The following is a 19,513-nucleotide window of genomic DNA, read 5'->3' as shown; positions in this document are numbered from 1 at the left end:
ATTTACCGTTGGATAAAATCTCGATATATCATTTAAACTAGAGTTAATGGCGTTGTTGCCATTCCAGTTAAATTTGGATTTTTCCAGTCCTATTTCGCCCGCAACAGACCTGAATTCCGAGTAGAGGCATTTCGTGCATATACTGATTATAGAAGACGATCCAGCCATCGCTACCAATCTCTATGATTTCCTGGAAGCGCGCGGACACAGCGTGGATGCCGCAGCGGACGGAATTACTGGGTTGCATCTGGCGGTTACGCAGCGATTCGATGGCATTCTGCTCGATCTGGGCCTGCCGGGCATGGATGGCATCACCCTCTGCCGCAAGCTGCGGCACGAGGCGGATCTCGATACTCCTGTGCTGATGCTGACTGCCCGCGATACGCTGGAGGATAAACTGAAAGGTTTCGATTGCGGCGCCGATGACTACCTAATAAAGCCGTTTGCCCTGAAAGAAGTCGAAGCGCGCCTGGTCGCCATGCACAAGCGGCATGGAGGCAAGGTCACCAGCCGCCTGCTGGAGACCGGGGATCTGTCTTTTGATCCGAAGACCTTATCCATTCGTTTCGCTGGCGCCGCAGTCAAGCTCCCTCCCAAGTGTATTCGCCTGCTTGCGCTCATGATGGGTGAGCCCGGCCGCGTATTCAGCCGCCGCGAGCTTGAATCCGAAGTCTGGGGGGACGCCCAGGGAACCAGCGACACCTTGAGAAGCCACATGCACGAATTGCGCCGTGCGTTGAGCCGGGCTGGAGGCTACGATCCCATAGAGACTGTTCACGGCCTGGGTTACCGCCTAGTTTCTCGTGCCCGGGCTTAAGCGCGGCCTTCGCCTGCGGGTTGCGCTGGCGTTCGCAATATTCTGCATCATCGTCGTCGGCACGCTCGGTATCAGCCTCTATATAGCCTCCGACGACATCGAGGAGGCGCATATCGAGCAGATCATGGAAACCGAGATGGACTATCTGCTCCAGCGCTATCGGGAAAGCGCCGATTTCGTACCGCAGGTTGGGTCCAATCTTGAAAAGTACATTGTTCATGATCCCACCGACGAGGCCCATCTTCCTCCCTACCTGCAGGGACTCAATTACAGGCGTCACAAAGTATTTCGCGGACCGGAGGAGATCCGGGTTGCGGTGCGCCATGTCGACGGCGTAAAGTTTATCGTCGCCTACGAAATCGGACTGCATGACCAGCGCCAGCAGGAGCTGAGGCTCCTCATCGTATTATCCCTACTCTCGGTCGTAGGCGTCGCGCTGGTGGTGGGATATCTGCTTGCCGGGCTGCTCGTGAAACAGGTTACGGACCTTGCCGAGCGCGTCAGGCATCTTGCGCCGGGAGATGTGCAGGGAACAACGATGATCCAGCCCGGCCAGGATGAGGAGGTGGCCCAGCTTGCCCATGCGCTGGATGATTACCAGAACCGGATTACGCGCATGCTGCGGCGCGAGCAGGAATTCACCGCCAACGTCAGCCATGAATTGCGTACGCCGATAACGACAATTTTGACGAGTTGCGAGTTGCTGGTAACAGAGCCCGGTTTTTCGGAAAGGGCGCGGGTTCGCATCGGGATGATCGAGGCCGCTGCCGGCCGAATGGGCGAGCAGCTCCAGGCGCTCTTGTTCCTTGCCCGCGAGCAGGCGCTGGGCATCATGGAACCGGTAGCGCTTGCCGAGTGCGTCTATGAGGCCGTCGAGCCGGTGTGCACGGAAATCTACCGGAAGCGGCTTCTTTTCGAGGTAACGGTCGAGCCGAAAGCCGTGCTTACATTGAATCGGCAAGCACTGCACACTGCGCTCGTCAATTTGCTGCGCAATGCCGTGCAATACACTGAGCGCGGCTTCATTCGTGTCAGTTTCAGCCAGAAACGCCTTTCAATTTCCGATTCGGGAATTGGTATCGAACCCTATTACCTGCCTTTGCTCTATGAGCGATTCTTCCGGGGATCCACTCAGGGAGAAGGGTTGGGAATCGGCCTTGCGATCGTCAAGCGCATATGCGACCACTACGGATGGATAATAGACGTGGAGAGCACGCCGGGAAAAGGTTCGACTTTCCATATTACGTTTCCGTAGGCAATCTCCGAACAAGTTCCGGGCCGCGCTCCAGAAGCCATGGCGTTGCGTTACCTGGTATCGTAGAGGCCCAGCTACGACCATCGCCGCGCACCTTATGTCTCCATTTTGCTGCAACGCGTTCAACGAGCGCTTATTCAGATTCTGTAAAGAGCTTGACGAATTTTTTACATTCCCTATGGTAAGATTGATGGTCTTGACGCCATCAGCATATTCAAAATCCCACCCAAACGCCCGGAGATCACAGTATGTATACTAATGTTACCCGTTTACCGATAGAGAAACGCATAGACTGGCTCTTCAACCTCGCTGACCGGCATGGAAATACGTTTCGCAGCCCTGAGGCGTGGCTGGCGCGCGAACGCTATCTTGCCGAACATCCAACAGCCATTGCCGTAATGAAGTGCATGGACGGCCGCATCAATCTGCCGGTGATGACGAATACGCCACCGGGTATTCTCATGCCGTTTCGCAACCTTGGCGGTGCTTTCGATCTCGGCTGGCCTCATCTGGGCGAGGTGCTTGCTCATCATGTGCAGGACTGGGTAAGGGTGGGTCGCAGAGTCCTGTTTCTGGTTACTTACCACTATTCCAAAGGCGATCCGCATCGTGGATGCGCCGGTTTCAACTATGATACCGAAGCAGCCTATGCCCATACCCTGGTCATCCGCCGCCAGATGCAGCAAATTTTCGGTGCGGAGCACTCAACGATTTATCCCCTTATCTGTGGTATCGAAACCGACGAGGATACGATTGTCGTTCATGGCACCAACGGTGAAAAACTGGATATGTCGCAGATCACGCCGGATGAGAGATCGACGCTGGAACCCCGTCTTGCCGCCCTGCTGCCCGACATGCCCGCCCAGATGCGAGCCGACCTGTTGCCCTTGTTGCTTGGTAACCTCGACACTATCGCGCGGGTGCGTGAACAGGCGGCGCGTCATGAGCGGCTTCTGGATATCGAGCATCGCGAATGGATGATCTGTGTGGGCCGTGGCTTCGACTTCCTGCATACGCCTAACCTGGCCCTGATAATTGGGCCGTACAGCCCGAACCTGGATGTACCCATCGGCAAGGCCGCCGGCATTATCGAGGGCAATATGCGCAGCGGCCGCATTCCCGATGATGGGTTCCTGCTTCTGGCCTCGGTTCCTTACATGGAGATCGGCATCGACCGGGCGCGCGCCGAGTTGAAATCCATCTTCCTGGCTCGCTTCGCTGCAGAGGTCATACGCAACGAGCGTCCGGAATTGGCTGAGAAGATGTTCATCCGTACCGCTGTGCTCGACTGGCACGCGCGGACGCTCGAGACCATAGCGGAAGATGCAGCGGAAAACGATCAGGGCGATATCGCGGCATCGTTCTGATACCGGGGTTCCGGAGGCCGTGTTGACGGCGCAAGGGAATTTCAGGATGGAGATGATGGAGATGTGTCTGCGGAAGAACCTCGTCGCTCTAGGGTAGTCCGTTAAAAATCATGACCAGGCAGGCTGACTAGACTAATGAGTCAGCCTGTTTAGCCAGGATGTGGCAGCCACCCTGTTTATATCAAGGATCAGATCGGGAAAAAATCCGAATAACAGCACTATGGATGCAGGTACGCACAGTAACCCAAATTCACGGGAACGCAAATCCATGACACGGCTCAAGTGTGCATGGATGACTGGTCCGAGGAAGGCGCGCCTCATAAATGACAGCATATAGGCTGCTCCCAGAATAGCTCCCAGCAATGCGGCGATGCCTAGTCCGGGATGGGCGTTCAGCGCGCCGAGTATCAGCAGTAGTTCCGCCGGAAATCCGCTCGTGCCCGGAACTCCTATGCTGGCGAAGGCAAAAATAAAGAAAAATGTTGTCAGGCGCGGCATTATTTTTGCCAGACCTCCCAGATGGATCAGTTCGGTGCTACCCAGGCGATGCTGTATGAGACCAGCAATCAATATCAGGCAGCTGGCAATCAGCGTGAAATTGAGCAGTTGAAAAATTGCTCCTTGTATGCCCTGCATATTGAGTGTCGCCACGCCCACTATCACCAGGCCAACATGGCTGACACTTGCGTAAGCCAGCACGCGGCGCAAATTGGTCTGCCGCAGGGCGATCATGGCTGCGTAGATGAAAGTGATGGCTCCTAATATTCCCAATACCCAGGCATATTTCGCTGACGCGTCCGGGGCCAGCGGCATGGCGAAGCGCAGCATGCCGAAAGCACCCAATTTCAAGCCTACCAGCAACGCCGTCAACTGTGACGGGGCCTCTACCGCAGTGGTAGGCAGCCAGGTATGAAATGGCACCAGCGGGGCCTTGACTGCGAAACCGGTGAGCAATAGCAGGAAAATGATTTTTTGCAGATCTTCAGAAATGGGTGTGTTCAGCAACACAGGAAAACTGAAGGAAAGATCCAGCGGAATGTTGCCGCCGGTCTGCATGGCGTGATTGACCCCAAGCATGATAAGGGCAAAAAGCAGCGGCACACCGCTGAACAGCATATAAAGCATATATTTCATCGCCGCGCCTCGGCGATCGGGACCTGCTCCCCACAGTCCGATCAGAAAGAAAATAGGCGGCAGTATCAATTCCCAGAAAAGAAAGAACAGCATCATGTCGAGTGCAACGAACACGCCCATGGTGCCTCCCTCCATAGCGAGCAGAAGGGCAAAATGAAAACGGGTCAGGTGCTGAACGGATTTCCACGAAGCGATAATCGCCACCAGTGTCAGCAACGCTGACGCCGGCAGGAACAATACTGAAATTCCATCAATACCGATCAGGAACAATATATTGAGGCTGGGTATCCATGTGTGCTGCTCAACCAGCTGAAAGCTGCTGCCGTTCGCAGCGTCAAACCAATCCACTACCACCAGGGTGGTGATGAATTCAAGGCCGGCGATTATCAACGCAACCCATTTGGCGATATGGGTGTCCTGGATAAGGCCGACCGCAACGCCGCCGGCCAGGGGCAGAAGAATGACCAGGCTCAGTATCGGAAAATTTTCAATCATGCCGGGCGTCCGGTGCGGCCGCGGGCCCGTGGGAGCGGCCGTTTTTGGGTTTATGATAATAGGCGCTCATTCCAGTCGGATCCCTTTCGATATAGTTGAGCCATGGGGCCGTATTAAAACCGGTCCCGATGAGCAACGAGCAGATGGTGATAATAATGGCGGGCTCCATCCTGACCCGATACTGGTGAGGCTTCTGGGGTTGAAAGGCGCGCCTTGAGGTCGTCATGAATATCCGCTGGAAAGCCAGCAGAAGGAAGGCTGCCGCCAGGACATTGCCCACGAGAATGGCGATTGCAACCAGCCACCCATATTCCTCGATAGTCCCTTCGATCAGCAGGTGAGCTGCATCGAATCCGGGTGTTCCGGGCATGACCATGGTACTTAACGCAGCAATGAAAAAAAGCAGCGCAATGCCGATATTCGTATCAAAAAGTCCGCCCAGGCGAGGGGTAAATACGGTTCGTGTACGCTCGTAGACCAGGCCGACGCTAAAGAGCATGCCAGCCGATGCCAGGCCCCATGCCAGGGAGAGGAATATGGCGCCATTCAGCCCATGTTCGTTGAAACAGAAAAGGCCAATAATCAGCATCCCGGCGTGGCTGATAACGGAAAATGCGAGCAGCCGCCGCACATTGATCTGCATCAGGGCGAGCAGCGCGCCGTAAAAGATCGTGATGAGCCCCAGAGAGACCACAAACCCGGCCCATTGCTCGGCGGCTTCCGTTACCACCGGCAGGATGAAACGTGCGGTCCCATAGATACCCAGTTTCAGGCCCACCACCAAAGCGATCACGCTGGCCACGGCGCTCTGTTCCGCCAGTATCGGCAGCCAGCCATGAAATGGGAACAGCGGAATGCGAACGGCAAAGCCGAAAAACAGAAGAATAAATATCAGTGTTCCGTTCTGCAAAAAGGCTTTGTTATGCTTCAGTGTCAGCCAGTCGAAACTCACGGGCAACCCCGAATCCTGCAATCCGAAGCCCAGCAGCAGAAATCCAGCCAGTGTCATCAGCAGTGCCCAGCCCCAATACTTCAGCAGGTGGGCGATCACCCATAGTTTTTTATGTCCTGTGCCACTGTGGATCGTGAGTAAAATAACCGGCACCAGTTCCAGGAGGGTCCAGAGCCAGAACTGCGCGATATTCAGCGCGGTAAAAGCGCCGATCAGGATGGCTTCGTAGCCCAGGAGGCAGGTAATGAATTTCCAGTCGAAGGTCCGGCGGGTGGTTGCCTTGTATACGAGAACCAGCGCGACCAATATCGTCGTGAGAGGAATGAACAGGATGCTCAGGCCGTCAACTCCGACGCTGTAATAGGTAAAGCCGAAAAAACGTTCCTGCTCGGCGAACTGGATTCCGGCTTTTTCCGGATCGAACAGGGATAACATATAGAAGCTCAGGAATAAATCGAGCAGCGTGGCGGCGAAGCCGAGCGTTACGGCAATGGCTGTGGAACGCAGGATGAGAATAGCGGCCATGGCCGCCATTGGAATGAGTACGAGCGTGGTCAGCAACGGAAATGTCACTGATTCCTGCCAGAAAGCGATATTGGTTTCCATCAGCGTTTCATAGCCCGACCAGCAATATGGTCAGAACAAACAGGGTAAGGTAGCCGGGATTGAGCAGCAACTGTTCGATCTTGTTGGCCGCGAGCCCAAGCTTGCGCCCATAATCGATCATATCCTCGCCAATACCGCGTATGACGAGCCGGTCTTCGAACCAGTAAAGGATGGCGGTAACCCGGCGGGTGAGGTCCCCGGTAAACCCGCTCCCCCGGGCGAAATCGCTATCTTGAATTTCAGGTTGCGGAGCCATTCTTCTTTTTTCCAGCGTGAGGCTGCTGGCGACACCCAGAGTGGAATACAGGGATTGTTTCGTGGCGATCTTGCGCTTTTCCATTTGGGCCAGGGTCGATATCGTGCGAAGGGAGGGAAGCGGAATCCCCATTGCGCGGTCAACGACATGGTCGTCAAAATAAGCCAGATCATGAGACAGCCTTTGTACCGGTTTCACCAGAAACCAGTCCGTAACCTGATCCATCCAGAAACGCTGCAACGAAGCGGTATATAGCCAGCGCATACCCGCAATTTCGCGGTCAACGGGTCTGATTGGGTTGCCCAGGATGTAATGCATGAGAGATGGCGCCGAAAGTACCTGATATCCCCGGACCACCGCATGGGCGCATAAATGCCAGCTTGCCAGTTCCCACAAGCCCAGTCCGCATTCCAGGAACATCAGGCCCAATTGTCCGGACGTGGCAAAAAACAGCGAGCTCTTGACGTCGATCTGGGTCAGTCCGATGACAAATCCGTATATGGCCGTGAGCAATCCGACAATTGCAACCAGTACCATCACGAACGGCGCCCGTTCAAAAACCGGCTGTAACAGAAGGATGAGATAAACGCCGGAATGCACCATTATTGCGCCGTAAAAGCCGGCGCTGGAGGGGGTGGGCCCTTCGGCTGCGCGAGCGAGCCAGGGGGCGAACGGCAGTTGCGCCGATTTTGCAAACGCCGCGATGGCGAAGCAAAGGGCAATCGCGCTTGCCTGTCCGGCGGATAGCTGTGCGGCGAATGCGTTGAGCTGGTTCCAGTCGAGCGTTTTTGCCCAGGCATAGCTCAGGCCGATGCCGAGGATAAACCCGATATCGCCTGCGCGAACGGTAACGAATACGCGCGTCGCATTGTACGCCGCCACCGGCCTGTCATAGGCATAAGCAATCAGCAGATAAGAGCAAAGCCCTGCAATTTCCCATCCTATGAACGTACCCACCGCATTCCCCGATAACACCAGCAGGAGCATTGCGGAAGCATAAAGGCTCAGCAAGAAAAAGAAACGGTGAAAGCCGGTTTCCCTGTGCAGGTAATTGACCGAAAACCGCACGATGACAAACAAAAGCACTGCAAACAGCGTTGCCAGCACCATGCTGAAACCGGAGGTAATGAAATTGACCGGCACGCTGAGGCTGCCGCTATCCAGCCACTGCCCAGCCTCAAAGGAGCCAGCGGTCCATCCCAGGAAATCGCCGGCCAGCAGCGCCAGCGCCGCCACGCAGGAGAGGGAGATGGCCCAGGTGGCGATGCCCGCCGTGGTTCGTTCACTGGCTTCGCCATCCAGCACCCCCCAGAGGTGGCCGATACCGATCACCGCGCCGGCAATCAGGGGAAGCAATGGGATGAGTATGGCTAGCGCATCCATCGCATCAGGCCTCCAGGCGCCGTGGTTGCCCGATCAGGGCAGGGGGCAGAGGCAAAGTCTTGTCATGATAATACTCCGGCGATGTTGCGCAGACCGGCAGGGTTATGGCGTCTTCGGTCCATGGGACAAATCCTGTTTCAGGTTCAAAAACGAATATCTCTCCGCTATCCGGATCTTTTGCACTGAGAAGTATCCATTCCCCGGCGATCAGTTCACGCAGGCTTGCCTGCCGGGCATAGATTTGCCCCAGTATCGACGTTTTTGCTTCAACCAGAATCTGCAGCCGCATCGCCTCGTGAATCTCTATCATCTGTCGCGGCAGGCCGGTACGCAGATCGCTCGATGCGCCTTCCATGACGGCGAACATTCCCACGACATTATGCGGAACCTTGGTTCCGCAACCGAGGCGTTCATTATTGGCCGTGGAGAAGTAGTACTCGAGATTGATGCCGGCACCCACCGGGCCGACTGCGAGCAAAATGCCTTCCAGGACTTTGCCTTCCGGATCCTGCGTCGGATCGTAGGAGATTAGAAAGACTCGGCGATCGAAGAATACTCCCTGCGTAACCGATCTGCGCCCAACCACGGCCGATGCGTTGGTGGCATGCCCCAGCTCGGGCCTCGCCTGGGAAAAATCGGTGGCGCGCTCTTCGATATGCTTCAGCGCCTTTGCCGGCGTAGGCCTGCGCGGGGCAGATGCCAGGCGGCGACAGCGCTCGTGTGCGGACATCTGCTGCGCATGCCGCAATTCGGTCTGCAGTTTGGCCAACTCCCCCCGCTGTTCCCCGGGTACATCATTCAGGTCGTACCAGATAATTTCTTCATTGCATGTATTGTGCTCGGCTCCGATAAACCAGGTGTCCTGCGGAATGTCGATGCCGCGTTCGGCTACCAGTTTGCGTATCTCCGGGCGGTTGGCCATGGCGGCAAACAGCCTCGCGTTCGGTCCGCCATGGCGTCCGCTGCAGGCGCCGCAGTCATAGGCTGCAAGGTGAGGATTATTCTGGCTGATGGAACCATGGCCCATCAACACGACCAGATGCGAGAAGCCGTAGGTCAGGCCGGCATTGCGCAGAAAGCCCGCCACCCGATCCGCCTGCTCCTTATCCGTGAAGCCCAGCTTGGGCCGGTCGGGGGTTGCAACGGTGGCCGTATCCGTCGACGTGAACATGAGTTGGGTGTTTACCGGTGTTACGACAAGCTCGCGAACACTTTCGACCAGCCTTTGCTGGCGTTTGGGCACTATTGATTTGGCGAGCAGTCCGGCAAGCATGACTGGTGCGATGGCATCGATGACCGGATAGGAGAGCAATAGATTGCGGCGCAAGCCCTGATGCAGCAGATTACCGATCCGCCTGCTTCTCTGGCGGCCGTCATTGTGCTGGAGCAGGGCCTCCTCGCTGTTCGGCCTGGGTATTTCCTGAACTTCATGCGCTGGCGTGACGACTATCGGGCACAGCGGAGTCACTTTCGTATCGTCCAGGCCTTTATAGTTCATCGGTACGCCAAAGAATCCTGCGGCTCCCAGTGTTTCGATCCGCGGATTGAGTTCTTCCAGATGGCGGCGGAATCCTTCTTCCCGGTCGTCGATGCAGAAAACGATCTGCGAGTTGGGGCGCACTTCCCGTCGCGGCCATGTTCCCCGACCATGGTTGGCGCGCATTGCCTGAAAAATGCTGTCGCGGTAGTTTCGTTCATAGGCATGCAACCAGATCTTGGCCCGCTCCGTCACGTCAAATTCATCCAGTATCGCTAGCATGTTCTTCAGATCGCGGCCATTCAATTCCTCGACGCCGGACGCATTCAGTCCAAGGTGCTGGCATAAGCGGAAGGATCGCCAGCCACTCCCATAAATAGTATGGATACGTCCTTGTTCCTCCGCCAGCGGGCTGAACCGCCAGGTCTGAATCAGGTCCGCGAGCTGCTGCCAATCGGCGCGCGCATGCCGTTCCGATCCGGCGAGCATGGTCAGCGATTCTGCCCGCTGGGTCAGGTATTCCGGTAATTTGCCTTGGTAGAGTTGGTAGCGAACTGTGAATTCCGAAAGATTTTTATAAAAATAAGCCTCAAGGCTGCTCACCTTTGCTTCGATCTTCCAGGTTCCCCTGCAAATCTGGTTCAACCAGAGCCGGTCCAGCGTGAGCCGGATTGCCAGATAATCGGCAAGATTGGGTTTTGCATCTTCCTCCGCCTGATACTTGGGATGATGCTGGCGCCAGTTGATCAAGCCCGACCATCCGGGTATCTCCAGTGCCAGCCGGCGCAAGTATCCTTCCCATTTTTTTTGTGGAATCTCCAGCTCAGTCAATTGCAGGATGATCGCATCCATGGCATCCGCAGGCAATTCCGCCAGAATTTCCCGCCAATCGGGTAAATCGTGCAGAAAAGGATTGACGTCATATCGAATCAGGGCGCGCCACGCTGCGTAGATCCCCAATTGACTACGCTCCGGGGTGCGCCACGCCGCGATTCCTTCATCCATGCAGGAGCCGCAAATGCGAATCAGTTGAGGCCGAACGGAATCGAGGATATCGGTTCCGGTCAAGGCCAGGATAAAACCCCGCAGGGTGAGGCTGTCGCCCAATTGCTCAAGCAGATTATCCAGCGCCTTGCTTGCTCGCTGCCGCACTTCCTGGTGCACCGACGTGCTATTGGTTCTGCTGCGGATATGTTCCAGCCATGCTTCAGCTTGCTCCACGGACAAATCCAGTAAATTTTCCGGATGCAATCCCGCATGTTCCAGTTCCAGCTTTTCCAGGATCGCGGTCCACAGCTGCCTCAGGGCATCGGATGGTCGCGTGTTGCCGGAAAGAAGCCGCTTGCGGGCGCTATCGGGCACATCGGCCTGTATGGCGTCCAGGGCATCGAGTTCTTCGATTTGCCAGTTCAATTCGCTGACGGTCGACGGCTGCAAGTCGTACAGCAGCGCGATGTGATAAAGTTCCTTGCGCGTTATGGTTCTGTCTTTCACGCTGCAGACAATCTGGTCTGCTTCGAGGCCGGAGTTGCGTGCGAGGGCGTAAAAGAGGTCGCTGTCGGTAATGCGGCCTTGCCGGTAGAATTCCCGGCTGCGTGTTTCCGGAAGGTAGCTGCAAATACCCGTTAGCGCCTCGAAAGCCGCCAAAGCTTCGTGAAACGGGAGATGCTGAAAACCGTGAAGGGTATTATGATGAACAAAGTCGAGAATGGGCGCCTGTCCCGGCAATACATGGTCCAGATGGTTCAAGGCTGCCGTGATTCGTTCGCGTATGCTGACTTCGCCGCCCGCCTCAGCCTCAATATGCGTTTCTTGCATCGTTATCCTCCCGGAAGCCGTACCCTCACCAGATTGTTCATTTCGGCAAGCGTTGCCGTTGAAAGATCAATCAGCGAAGCCGGCAGAAGCCCGAACAAAACGATACCGGATACCAGAATGCCCAGCGCCAGCAATTCCTGCGGCCGCAAATCTTCGATCTGCTTCATCTGCGGCTTGACCGGACCGGTGAATAGCAGGCCAATGGTGCGAATCGCGTAGGCAGTGCTGATCAGAATAGCCAGGCTGAAAAATATCATCAGGCCGCCCCATCGCTGGAAGCCGCCAACCATTGCGTGCAGTTCCGCTACCGCGCCAACGGTTCCGGGCATGCCCATCGCCGCCAGAAGTGTGATGGTGGTGAAAAATGCAAAGCGCGGCATCACCTGCACCAGCGAACTGTAGTCCTGGATATTGCGCGTATGGGTGCGGTCATACAGCAGGCCCACCACCAGGAACAGTGCTCCCGCGATGAGTCCGTGAGCTGACATCTGCAATACCGCGCCGATAAAGCCGGTCTCGTTCAACGTCGATATCCCCAGCAGGACTATACCCATGTGGCTGATCGAAGAATAAGCCACCATCGCCTTGAGATCGCTTTGCCGCCAGGCGAGCAACCCTCCGTATATCATCCCGAACAGCGCGAGAAAAACCAGCATCGATTGCAGGGCCTGGGCAGCTTGGGGCAATATGGTCACCACCCTGATAAGGCCATACGCACCCATTTTCAGCAATATTCCCGATAGCAGGATACTGACCGGGCTGGGCGCTTCCACGTGAGCCAGAGGTAGCCATCCATGCAGAGGGAAGATCGGCATCTTGACCCCGAATCCGATCAGAAAACCGAGGAATGCCCAGATCTGCTGGTCTTTGGGCATGTTTTCCGAAACATGGCTCATTGCGCTCATCAGGGAGACATGCTCGGGTACATACTGATATACGGCAATCAGGCTGACCAGCATGAAAATGGATCCACCCATCGTGTATAGCACAAAGTTGAGGCTCGCCGTTTGACGGCGTTTTCCACCCCACCGGTCGATCAGGAAAAACATCGGAATCAGGGTAATTTCCCAGAAGATGTAGAAGAGCGACCAGTCCTGGGAGAGAAACACACCCAGCATGCCGAATTCGGTCAGGAGGATGCTGATGTGATAGCCCTTGACGCTGCTGGTTATGCTGGAAGACACCAGGAGGGCAATGGAGGTGAGCAGCGTGGCGAGCGCCACCATGGGCAGCGACAGCCCGTCGACGCCCAGTGCATAGGCGCTGCCAACCTTGGGGTTGATGGAGAAATACTCGCCGAACTGCAGTCCCGCGTTATGGGGATCGAAGCTTGCAAGCAGATAACAACTTAGAAGAAAGGCGATGCTGGCAAAAAGGTTGCCTATATTGCGGGCTACATCTGCATCCCTTCCGGCAATCAGCGCCATGAGTAGAGCGCCTATCGCTGGGGTCCAGAGAATTGCACTCAAAATCCCCATTTTCTAGTTGTGAACCCCCTTGTTCGCGTTTTTGGTTTTAATTGTTATTTAATTGTTATGAATATTATCTGGGAACTAATGTTGCGCTTTTAGTGTGGGGTATTTGATGAAGAAGTGCAAATTTATTTTTCGAAATACGGCGATTATTAGTGCGTTCACAAATACATCACATATAGAAAATGTTTTCTTCACATTCGATATGTTAATTTCGCTACAACCGGAATTCGAATCCTTTATAACGATATATAAGCCGGTGAAATATTGGTTTATACATAAATACAATGAATTAAGAAGAGATATTATACTGGGATGGATTGAGAGGGGATTTAACTCAAACAGATCGCATTCTAGCGACTCGAGTTGAGCAATAAAGGCAAAGGAATGAGAATAAGAGTCCTGGCGGTCAGTGGTTTTGCATGACGAGCGGGTTTTTTTGGTTCCTTGCGCCACGATTTCCCATGCCGGAGTCCAATCCAATTTTGGAGCGACATATGACTATCCTGTATTTGAAAGACATAAAACGGCCTCTCTCCCATCCGACAGGCACAGATATCGAGCCTGCCACCTCTGGGAAGAAGGGAAGCGTAGTTCAATTGGCCGAGCGGCAATCGTGGTGGCCAAATATTGTGCAATGCCTGGAATTTCCGCAGCAATTGCGGAAGGGTAAGAATTATGCTCCTTCGAGCAGTTGGCTTCCGGAACATTCGAGCCAATGCCTCGAGGGTGTGCATAGCGGGGGGTCTTAAAGGGCCAAGGAGTTCAAGAGGTTTAAGGGAGTGGGTGGAAAGGGCGGATGTTCGGAATAATCCAACCAAGTTAATAATTATCAAGAGGAGTTTTTAAATGTCTAGTCTTCTCGTACCGGCGATTCTTTTCTTCGCCCTTGGTATGTTTGCGTGTCTCATCAAGTCGGATCTGAAGTTCCCGCCCGACATGCACAAGATGATCGTCATCTATCTGCTTATCGGTATCGGGTTGCATGGCGGCAGAGCGTTCATCAATTCGCCGATCGGAGACGCCATGCCCGCAGTTTTGGCGGCTTTCGGGTTCGGGATAGGGCTGCCGATCATCGCTTATGTTATTTTGCGAGGCGTGGGAAAGATCGATCCGCTCAATTCCGCGGCGATCGCGGCGCACTATGGTTCGGTATCTGCCGGGACTTACATGACGGCGGTTGCAATGCTGAACAGCATGAACGTGACTTACGAAGCTTATCCCGTCATCATGCTTGCCATCATGGAGTCCCCCGCTATCATGATCGGCCTCGTCCTGGCCGGTTATTCCCGCAAGATCATGGGCGGCGCGCAAAAGGGCGAAAAGGGAATGTACGGCCACCTGATAAGGGAAGCCTTCACCAATGGCAGTATCCTGCTGCTGTTTCTGTCCATGGGAATCGGCTATGTGGTTTCGGAGCCGAGCTACAAAAAAATCGAACCATTCTTTGAAGGCATATTCATGGGCGCATTGTGCATATTCCTGTGCGACATGGGCATGGAGGCCGGAAAAAGGATCTCGGAATTCAAGACAGTGGGTGTCTTCCTGGTGCTCTTCGGCATCGTGATGCCTATCATTGGCGCCACGTTCGGCATGCTGGTCGGCCACTACTATCTACAATACTCCGTGGGCGGCGTTACCCTGGTAACCGTGCTTGCGGCAAGCTGCTCCTATATCGCAGTGCCACCAGCCATGCGGCTTGCGATACCGGAGGCGAACCCATCCTTTTATCTCACACTATCGCTAGGCGTGACCTTTCCCTTCAACATCGTGATCGGCGTCCCCACCTATTACGCCATTGCTCAGCATCTGGCGGGACAAGGTTAACAAGAACTGAGTTGGTTAATAATGGAATGATATTAACTTCCTGAATCTTTCGAGTGGGCTTCTTTCATTCGAAGGATTCAGGTTCCTACCGAATAACTTTAAGAGAAGAGCGAAGCCATGATCATGAGACCGGATACTTTAATTAGAATGAAACGAATCGAAATCGTCGTGGACGAAGAGGCGCTTGGGGATTTGCTCGGACTGTGCAGGACCGCCGGCGTTCGCGGGTATACATTCATCAAGCATGCAGGGGGGCTTGGGTCGCGCGGCGAACGGCTGCCCGATGACTACGCGCTGGAGGAAAAAAATGCTGTCGTAATCCTGGCGTGCGAGGAGCAGCAGGCGGAAAGGATGGTAACGGCCCTGCGGCCTCGTCTCAAGGAATGGGGGGGGATGTGCCTCGTTTCCGACTGCGACTGGGTGATCGGTCCCGCTGCTTCGTACTGATGGACCTTTCTTTCCTCCGGTCCCCTGGGAATATGGGTTCAATATCCACGGGGTTCGGAGGAAAGGGTCATCAGGTTTGTTGCCAGTAGACGGTATTTTTCGCAACTTCCGACACAAGGAAAATTGATCCCGGATGGTATGCGAATATGGTGAAAATCCATGATCCTCTTTGCAGCATTTCGCTGGACTGACCTAAGGATTGGAGATTGGTCGATGATTTCCACAAAGGCCCCCCAGCTTGCGCCATTTTTTTTAGCTCCTGCCAAATACATCACAGATAAAAAATGTTTTCTTCACACCCGATATGTTAATTTTCTCAGCAACCAGAAAGAGAAGGTCGCATAAGCCGAACCTTGAAATCCGAGTTTTAGCTTCTGGATTTATATCCTTTGGAGCCCGCGCGATCAGGACGCGCATGAAATGGCAAAGCTAATCGATCAACTTTGGATTGAACAATAAAAATGGCAAGACCTGCAACGGGGCGAGAATTTGTGGAGGCGGCAAAAGAAAGAATCGCATCGGCCAAGACGGTTGATGCACTACGAGCAGCTCAAGCATTGCTCCTTCCGCTGGAGTTTGGGTTGTCGCTGGAGCAGACGGCAACCATTATCGGATTGTCCAAGAGCCGGACAGGAAAGCTTCGGACACGATTCCAGAGAATCGAAACCGGCCAGGAGCAGATCAAGACCAAAAAAGGCCTGCGGAATCATGCAAGAATGAGCCTGGATGAGGAGGTGCAGTTCCTCGCTCCTTTTATTTCCCAGGCGCAGAACACCGGGGTTCTTCCCATTCCTCAACTGAAGGCCGAGTTGGAGCGCGCCGTAGGTCGGTCGGTATCGACATCCACCGTTTACCAGTTGCTTCGCCGCCACGGGTGGTCGAAGCTGGCGCAACATCCGAGGACGGATGCAACCGTCATGCAGGCGTGGGAACGGCTGGGCCGAAAGAAGTAGTAGTGATCCGGTCAGCCGCGATCAATTCCAGATATCCGGGTTTTGGGCGAAAACCCCTGGACAGGGAGATGCCGGATTCCCATATCATTGCTTCTTGATCGCCCATACTCCCTCTGTATTCCGTAACGCCTTGGCCGAGCTCAGTTCCTCCACCAAGCTAAAATAACCAGATCTGTCAAACTCTGTTTCGCGTCCGCATTTTTTCATGCGCAACCCAGAGATGGGGCGGAATTTCACCCGATCCATCGCTGTCGCCACCTGCCAGTTCATTTTCTATTCCAAGGTTTAACACCACCGGTTTTAGTCGGGCTTTAGTTTGGGCAGGATGGGTGAACAACGCGTAACCCGTCATTTCCTGGTGTTGGATAGCTATTTTTTGATGGGTTGCGTTTCACTCCATCCATCCTACCGTTGCCACAATTGTTACAGTTGCTACCGATGATTTCCAAATGAAAGCCAATCGGACGCATTGTGCAGGCGAGCGTGTCCGGACTTTCAGTCCGCAACCCCAACCCACCAGCTTTAGCTGGTGGTTGTCGGTTAATCATGTGGTTCGCATCCCGTTCCGGCGAATCCAGCACCGGCATGGGAAACAGGTGTAAACAGTCCTGGATTCCTCTTTTCCCCCTGCCATCTTTCCCCCCGTCATTTGCTTCCAGCCAGTCGGAAACAACAAGGCAAATAGATACCGACGCCGGATCGACGCGTTCGGCATGCCTGTTCCTTCAGGAAAGCAATCCGATAGTCCTCAGCTTATCTCAAGGAGCTTTTTCGTTCCCATTCTCTATCATTCATCAAGCTTTTATCCAGAAAGTCAGGAATAAAAATATCTCACATAAAATTCACAAATATAAATAATTATATTTCCAAAGGCTAGATATAAGATCCTTTGAATATATATAACACATTGAATAAAAGTATATTTATAAGATAAAGTAAAAGAGTCTCGTGAGAGTCAGTTGCATTTGTGAAGTTCTGTAGATATTACTTCACAAAAATTTCACAAGTATTATACATATTCTTCACATTATAGGTGCTATGTTATCGCCGTCTTTAATGCCATTCAGGTGGTGCAAGGCGTTCCAGGCGAAATTTGGCAAGGAAAGGGCTTCAAGGTGTTAGGGTTGGTCTTGGCCAAGATTTGGTGGAGCCATTCACGGTACTCGGGGTGAAATGAAGACTTGGGAATTTCTCCTAACATCAAGGCAGGAAGCGAAGGAAGCGGCCAGGGTACAGGTTCATCCTTCACGGCAGATACTCTTTTATGGTTAAAAATTTGGAAGGAAGGATAGGTATTATGAGCTCATATACATCAGATAAGCCGCTTCCGCAGGCGAATGATCCCCAGGCCGGCGGAAATGCCGAACACATCGATCCATCCGGATCGGCGGGGTTTCAGGCAAGATTCCTGGCTCGGGACATACAGGCGGGAATCATATGCGGTGCAATGGCCATTCCGCTATCGACAGGTATCGCCATGATGTCGGAGTATCCCATCAAGGTGGCGCTGGCTACGGTAGTTTTTGCCTGTTTCATTGGCTGGATCAATGCCTTTTTCAAACCCGGAAATTATATCGGCGTGCCCGGGGTGGCCGCCGGCCTCGCCCCCGCGCTGGCATTGGGGGTGCATAGCTTCGGCATAGAGAACATGGCATTCGTGATCTTCCTTACCGCCGCGATGCAGGCCGTGGTGTGGAAATATAACTGGCAACGCTATATTTTGCAGGCGGTGCCGGTTTATCTCGTCGAGGGTTTGCTGGCAGGGGTGGGTTTGAAGATCGCGCTCAAATTCGTGACCTTCACCTATGAGATTCCGGCCGACCAGGAGACGGCCGATGTATTCTGGAACGAGGCCCGCATCCAGATTGCGCTTATATCCGTGGCCGGATTCGCGATGTTTGTCTACCTGTTCTCCAAGTTCAAGGATACGAAACCTGCCATTCCTTATTTCCTGTTGATAGCAGCGAGCATAGTCGTGGCACAATTCATTCCCGTATCCATGCTGCACGTGGATGATGTGGATCTCGAGCTCGCCCTGCCTATTCCCCATATCGAAGATGCCATGACCTGGGTTTACATCGTCGGGTTTGCCGCCATGTTGGCGACGATAGACGTGATCGAGCAGGTGATGAGCAATGCCGCAATCGAGAAGATCGATCCTCTGAAGCGCAAATGCAACACCAATAACAGCCTCTTCGCCATCTGGATTTCCAACATGGGTGCAAGCTTCTTCGGAGGCATGACCAATCTCGACGGTCTGGCGAAAAGCACGACCAACAAGCTGGCTGGGGCTTATACCAAGTTCTCCAACCTGATAGTCGGCCTCGTTATCCTGTTCTTTGTGCTCAATACCCATTATCTGGAGTATCTGCCGAAATTCTCGCTGGCGGCAATCATGATATTCTCTGGCTGGAAAATGATCATGGGCCTGTGGCATGTCGCTCACTATGGGCAGTATGCCTTGATACTGGCGACGGTAACCGGTCTGCTGGTATTCAAGATAGGCATTTTCGAAGGCATGCTGGTTGCCCTGGCGGTGCACGGTTTAGTCAACTACCTGGTTTTCCATCAAGCGGGAAAGCTTCCCAGCAAAGTCATCATCAAGAAATATTTCGAAAAGTTCTCCACCGGCGGTGGGGCTGATTAAGCCCGGAAGCAGATGGAGTGGGAAGCACAGCGGGAAGTGCCAGGAGCGCTTCCCCCGGTAACCAGTGATAATGAATAGGTGAATAGGAGTCGATATGTACAAAAAAATCATGGTGGCAGTAGGGGATGATGCAAGCTCGCCTCTCGCCCTTCAGGAAGCTGCACACATTGCACGCGCTAACGGTGCTGCTCTGTGCATCGTTCATGCAGTAGCAGAGGATGATGCCGAGGAGGATTCCGAAGACAGAAAACAGGAGGGTCAACGCCTTCTGGATCGCGCGAGAAACGAAGTATCTGCCATTCTCCCCGTCGAGGCGCGCCTGCTGGAGGCGGAAGCCGAATATGGACTGAATGGCATCGCGGCAGCGGTCGCTGGCGCGATTGTTGAGTGGGGAGCGGATCTCCTCGTGGTAGGGACAAAAGACCGGAGCGGGCTTGAGCGTCTGGTAATCGGGTCGGTAGCCGGGAGATTGGTGGATACGGTGGAAATCTCTATCCTGCTGGTGCGTCCCCACTGATTGGGTTCAAAAAAATTTCCGCCTAATGTGAAGAAAACATAAAGTTCTCATAAAATACTTGTGAATATGTAAAGAATATGTATAATAATT

General features: G+C 54.0%; 14 protein-coding genes. 8 read left to right on the top strand and 6 right to left on the bottom strand.

Annotated features, from left to right (window positions below; genetic code table 11):
* Positions 1-133: 133 nt before the first annotated feature.
* The 3 genes from ACZ5CE_RS12060 to ACZ5CE_RS12050 all read left to right on the top strand — a co-directional run bounded on the left by ACZ5CE_RS12060 (position 134) and on the right by ACZ5CE_RS12050 (position 3,439).
* Positions 134-817, top strand: coding sequence for a response regulator transcription factor (locus ACZ5CE_RS12060; protein ID WP_464575150.1), 684 nt, complete (start codon positions 134-136; stop codon positions 815-817).
* Positions 804-2,072: a sensor histidine kinase gene (locus tag ACZ5CE_RS12055; RefSeq protein ID WP_464575149.1), complete on the top strand. Its 1,269-nt coding sequence runs from the start codon at positions 804-806 to the stop codon at positions 2,070-2,072. Before ACZ5CE_RS12060 ends, ACZ5CE_RS12055 begins: the two co-directional genes overlap by 14 nt.
* Before the next feature lie 248 nt (positions 2,073-2,320).
* Positions 2,321-3,439 (top strand): hypothetical protein, encoded by a 1,119-nt coding sequence (locus tag ACZ5CE_RS12050; RefSeq protein ID WP_464575148.1) that lies wholly within the window; start codon positions 2,321-2,323, stop codon positions 3,437-3,439.
* A 132-nt stretch (positions 3,440-3,571) separates the two neighbouring features.
* On the opposite strand, the gene ACZ5CE_RS12045 is transcribed toward ACZ5CE_RS12050, so the two are convergent.
* The 5 genes from ACZ5CE_RS12045 to ACZ5CE_RS12025 are packed head-to-tail and all read right to left on the bottom strand — an operon-like array spanning position 3,572 to position 13,038.
* Positions 3,572-5,068, bottom strand: coding sequence for a complex I subunit 4 family protein (locus ACZ5CE_RS12045; protein ID WP_464575147.1), 1,497 nt, complete (start codon positions 5,066-5,068; stop codon positions 3,572-3,574).
* On the bottom strand, positions 5,061-6,626 hold the full coding sequence (locus ACZ5CE_RS12040; protein ID WP_464575146.1) for a complex I subunit 4 family protein: 1,566 nt from the start codon (positions 6,624-6,626) through the stop codon (positions 5,061-5,063). The genes ACZ5CE_RS12045 and ACZ5CE_RS12040 overlap by 8 nt, the downstream gene beginning before the upstream one ends.
* A 7-nt stretch (positions 6,627-6,633) precedes the next feature.
* Positions 6,634-8,265, bottom strand: coding sequence for a proton-conducting transporter transmembrane domain-containing protein (locus ACZ5CE_RS12035; protein ID WP_464575145.1), 1,632 nt, complete (start codon positions 8,263-8,265; stop codon positions 6,634-6,636).
* Positions 8,266-8,269: 4 nt separating this feature from the next.
* The gene (locus tag ACZ5CE_RS12030) at positions 8,270-11,560 is read right to left on the bottom strand and encodes a DUF2309 domain-containing protein (protein WP_464575144.1); all 3,291 of its coding nucleotides are present in this window, start codon (positions 11,558-11,560) and stop codon (positions 8,270-8,272) included.
* A 2-nt stretch (positions 11,561-11,562) separates the two neighbouring features.
* Complete coding sequence (locus ACZ5CE_RS12025; RefSeq protein WP_464575142.1) at positions 11,563-13,038, bottom strand: complex I subunit 4 family protein; 1,476 nt, start codon at positions 13,036-13,038, stop codon at positions 11,563-11,565.
* An 843-nt stretch (positions 13,039-13,881) separates the two neighbouring features.
* On the opposite strand from ACZ5CE_RS12025, the gene ACZ5CE_RS12020 reads away from it, so the two are divergent.
* The 3 genes from ACZ5CE_RS12020 to ACZ5CE_RS12010 all read left to right on the top strand — a co-directional run bounded on the left by ACZ5CE_RS12020 (position 13,882) and on the right by ACZ5CE_RS12010 (position 16,259).
* Complete coding sequence (locus ACZ5CE_RS12020) at positions 13,882-14,859, top strand: sodium-dependent bicarbonate transport family permease (protein WP_464575141.1); 978 nt, start codon at positions 13,882-13,884, stop codon at positions 14,857-14,859.
* A 147-nt stretch (positions 14,860-15,006) separates the two neighbouring features.
* Complete coding sequence (locus ACZ5CE_RS12015; RefSeq protein WP_464575140.1) at positions 15,007-15,306, top strand: P-II family nitrogen regulator; 300 nt, start codon at positions 15,007-15,009, stop codon at positions 15,304-15,306.
* Between the two features lie 461 nt (positions 15,307-15,767).
* Positions 15,768-16,259 (top strand): transposase, encoded by a 492-nt coding sequence (locus tag ACZ5CE_RS12010; RefSeq protein ID WP_464575139.1) that lies wholly within the window; start codon positions 15,768-15,770, stop codon positions 16,257-16,259.
* A gap of 84 nt (positions 16,260-16,343) precedes the next feature.
* Here ACZ5CE_RS12010 and ACZ5CE_RS12005 read toward each other — a convergent pair whose 3' ends face one another.
* Positions 16,344-16,529 (bottom strand): hypothetical protein, encoded by a 186-nt coding sequence (locus ACZ5CE_RS12005; RefSeq protein WP_464575138.1) that lies wholly within the window; start codon positions 16,527-16,529, stop codon positions 16,344-16,346.
* 1,027 nt (positions 16,530-17,556) lie between these two features.
* On the opposite strand from ACZ5CE_RS12005, the gene ACZ5CE_RS12000 reads away from it, so the two are divergent.
* Together ACZ5CE_RS12000 and ACZ5CE_RS11995 are read left to right on the top strand one after the other, a co-directional pair.
* Positions 17,557-18,906, top strand: coding sequence for a SulP family inorganic anion transporter (locus ACZ5CE_RS12000; RefSeq protein ID WP_464575137.1), 1,350 nt, complete (start codon positions 17,557-17,559; stop codon positions 18,904-18,906).
* 94 nt (positions 18,907-19,000) lie between these two features.
* The gene (locus ACZ5CE_RS11995; RefSeq protein ID WP_464575136.1) at positions 19,001-19,423 is read left to right on the top strand and encodes a universal stress protein; all 423 of its coding nucleotides are present in this window, start codon (positions 19,001-19,003) and stop codon (positions 19,421-19,423) included.
* The last annotated feature ends 90 nt before the right edge of the window (positions 19,424-19,513 follow it).

Source organism: Nitrosospira sp. TNL200 (assembly GCF_055386305.1).
The sequence above is the reverse complement of the archived record's forward strand: the minus strand, read 5'-3'. Positions and strand labels throughout refer to the sequence as shown.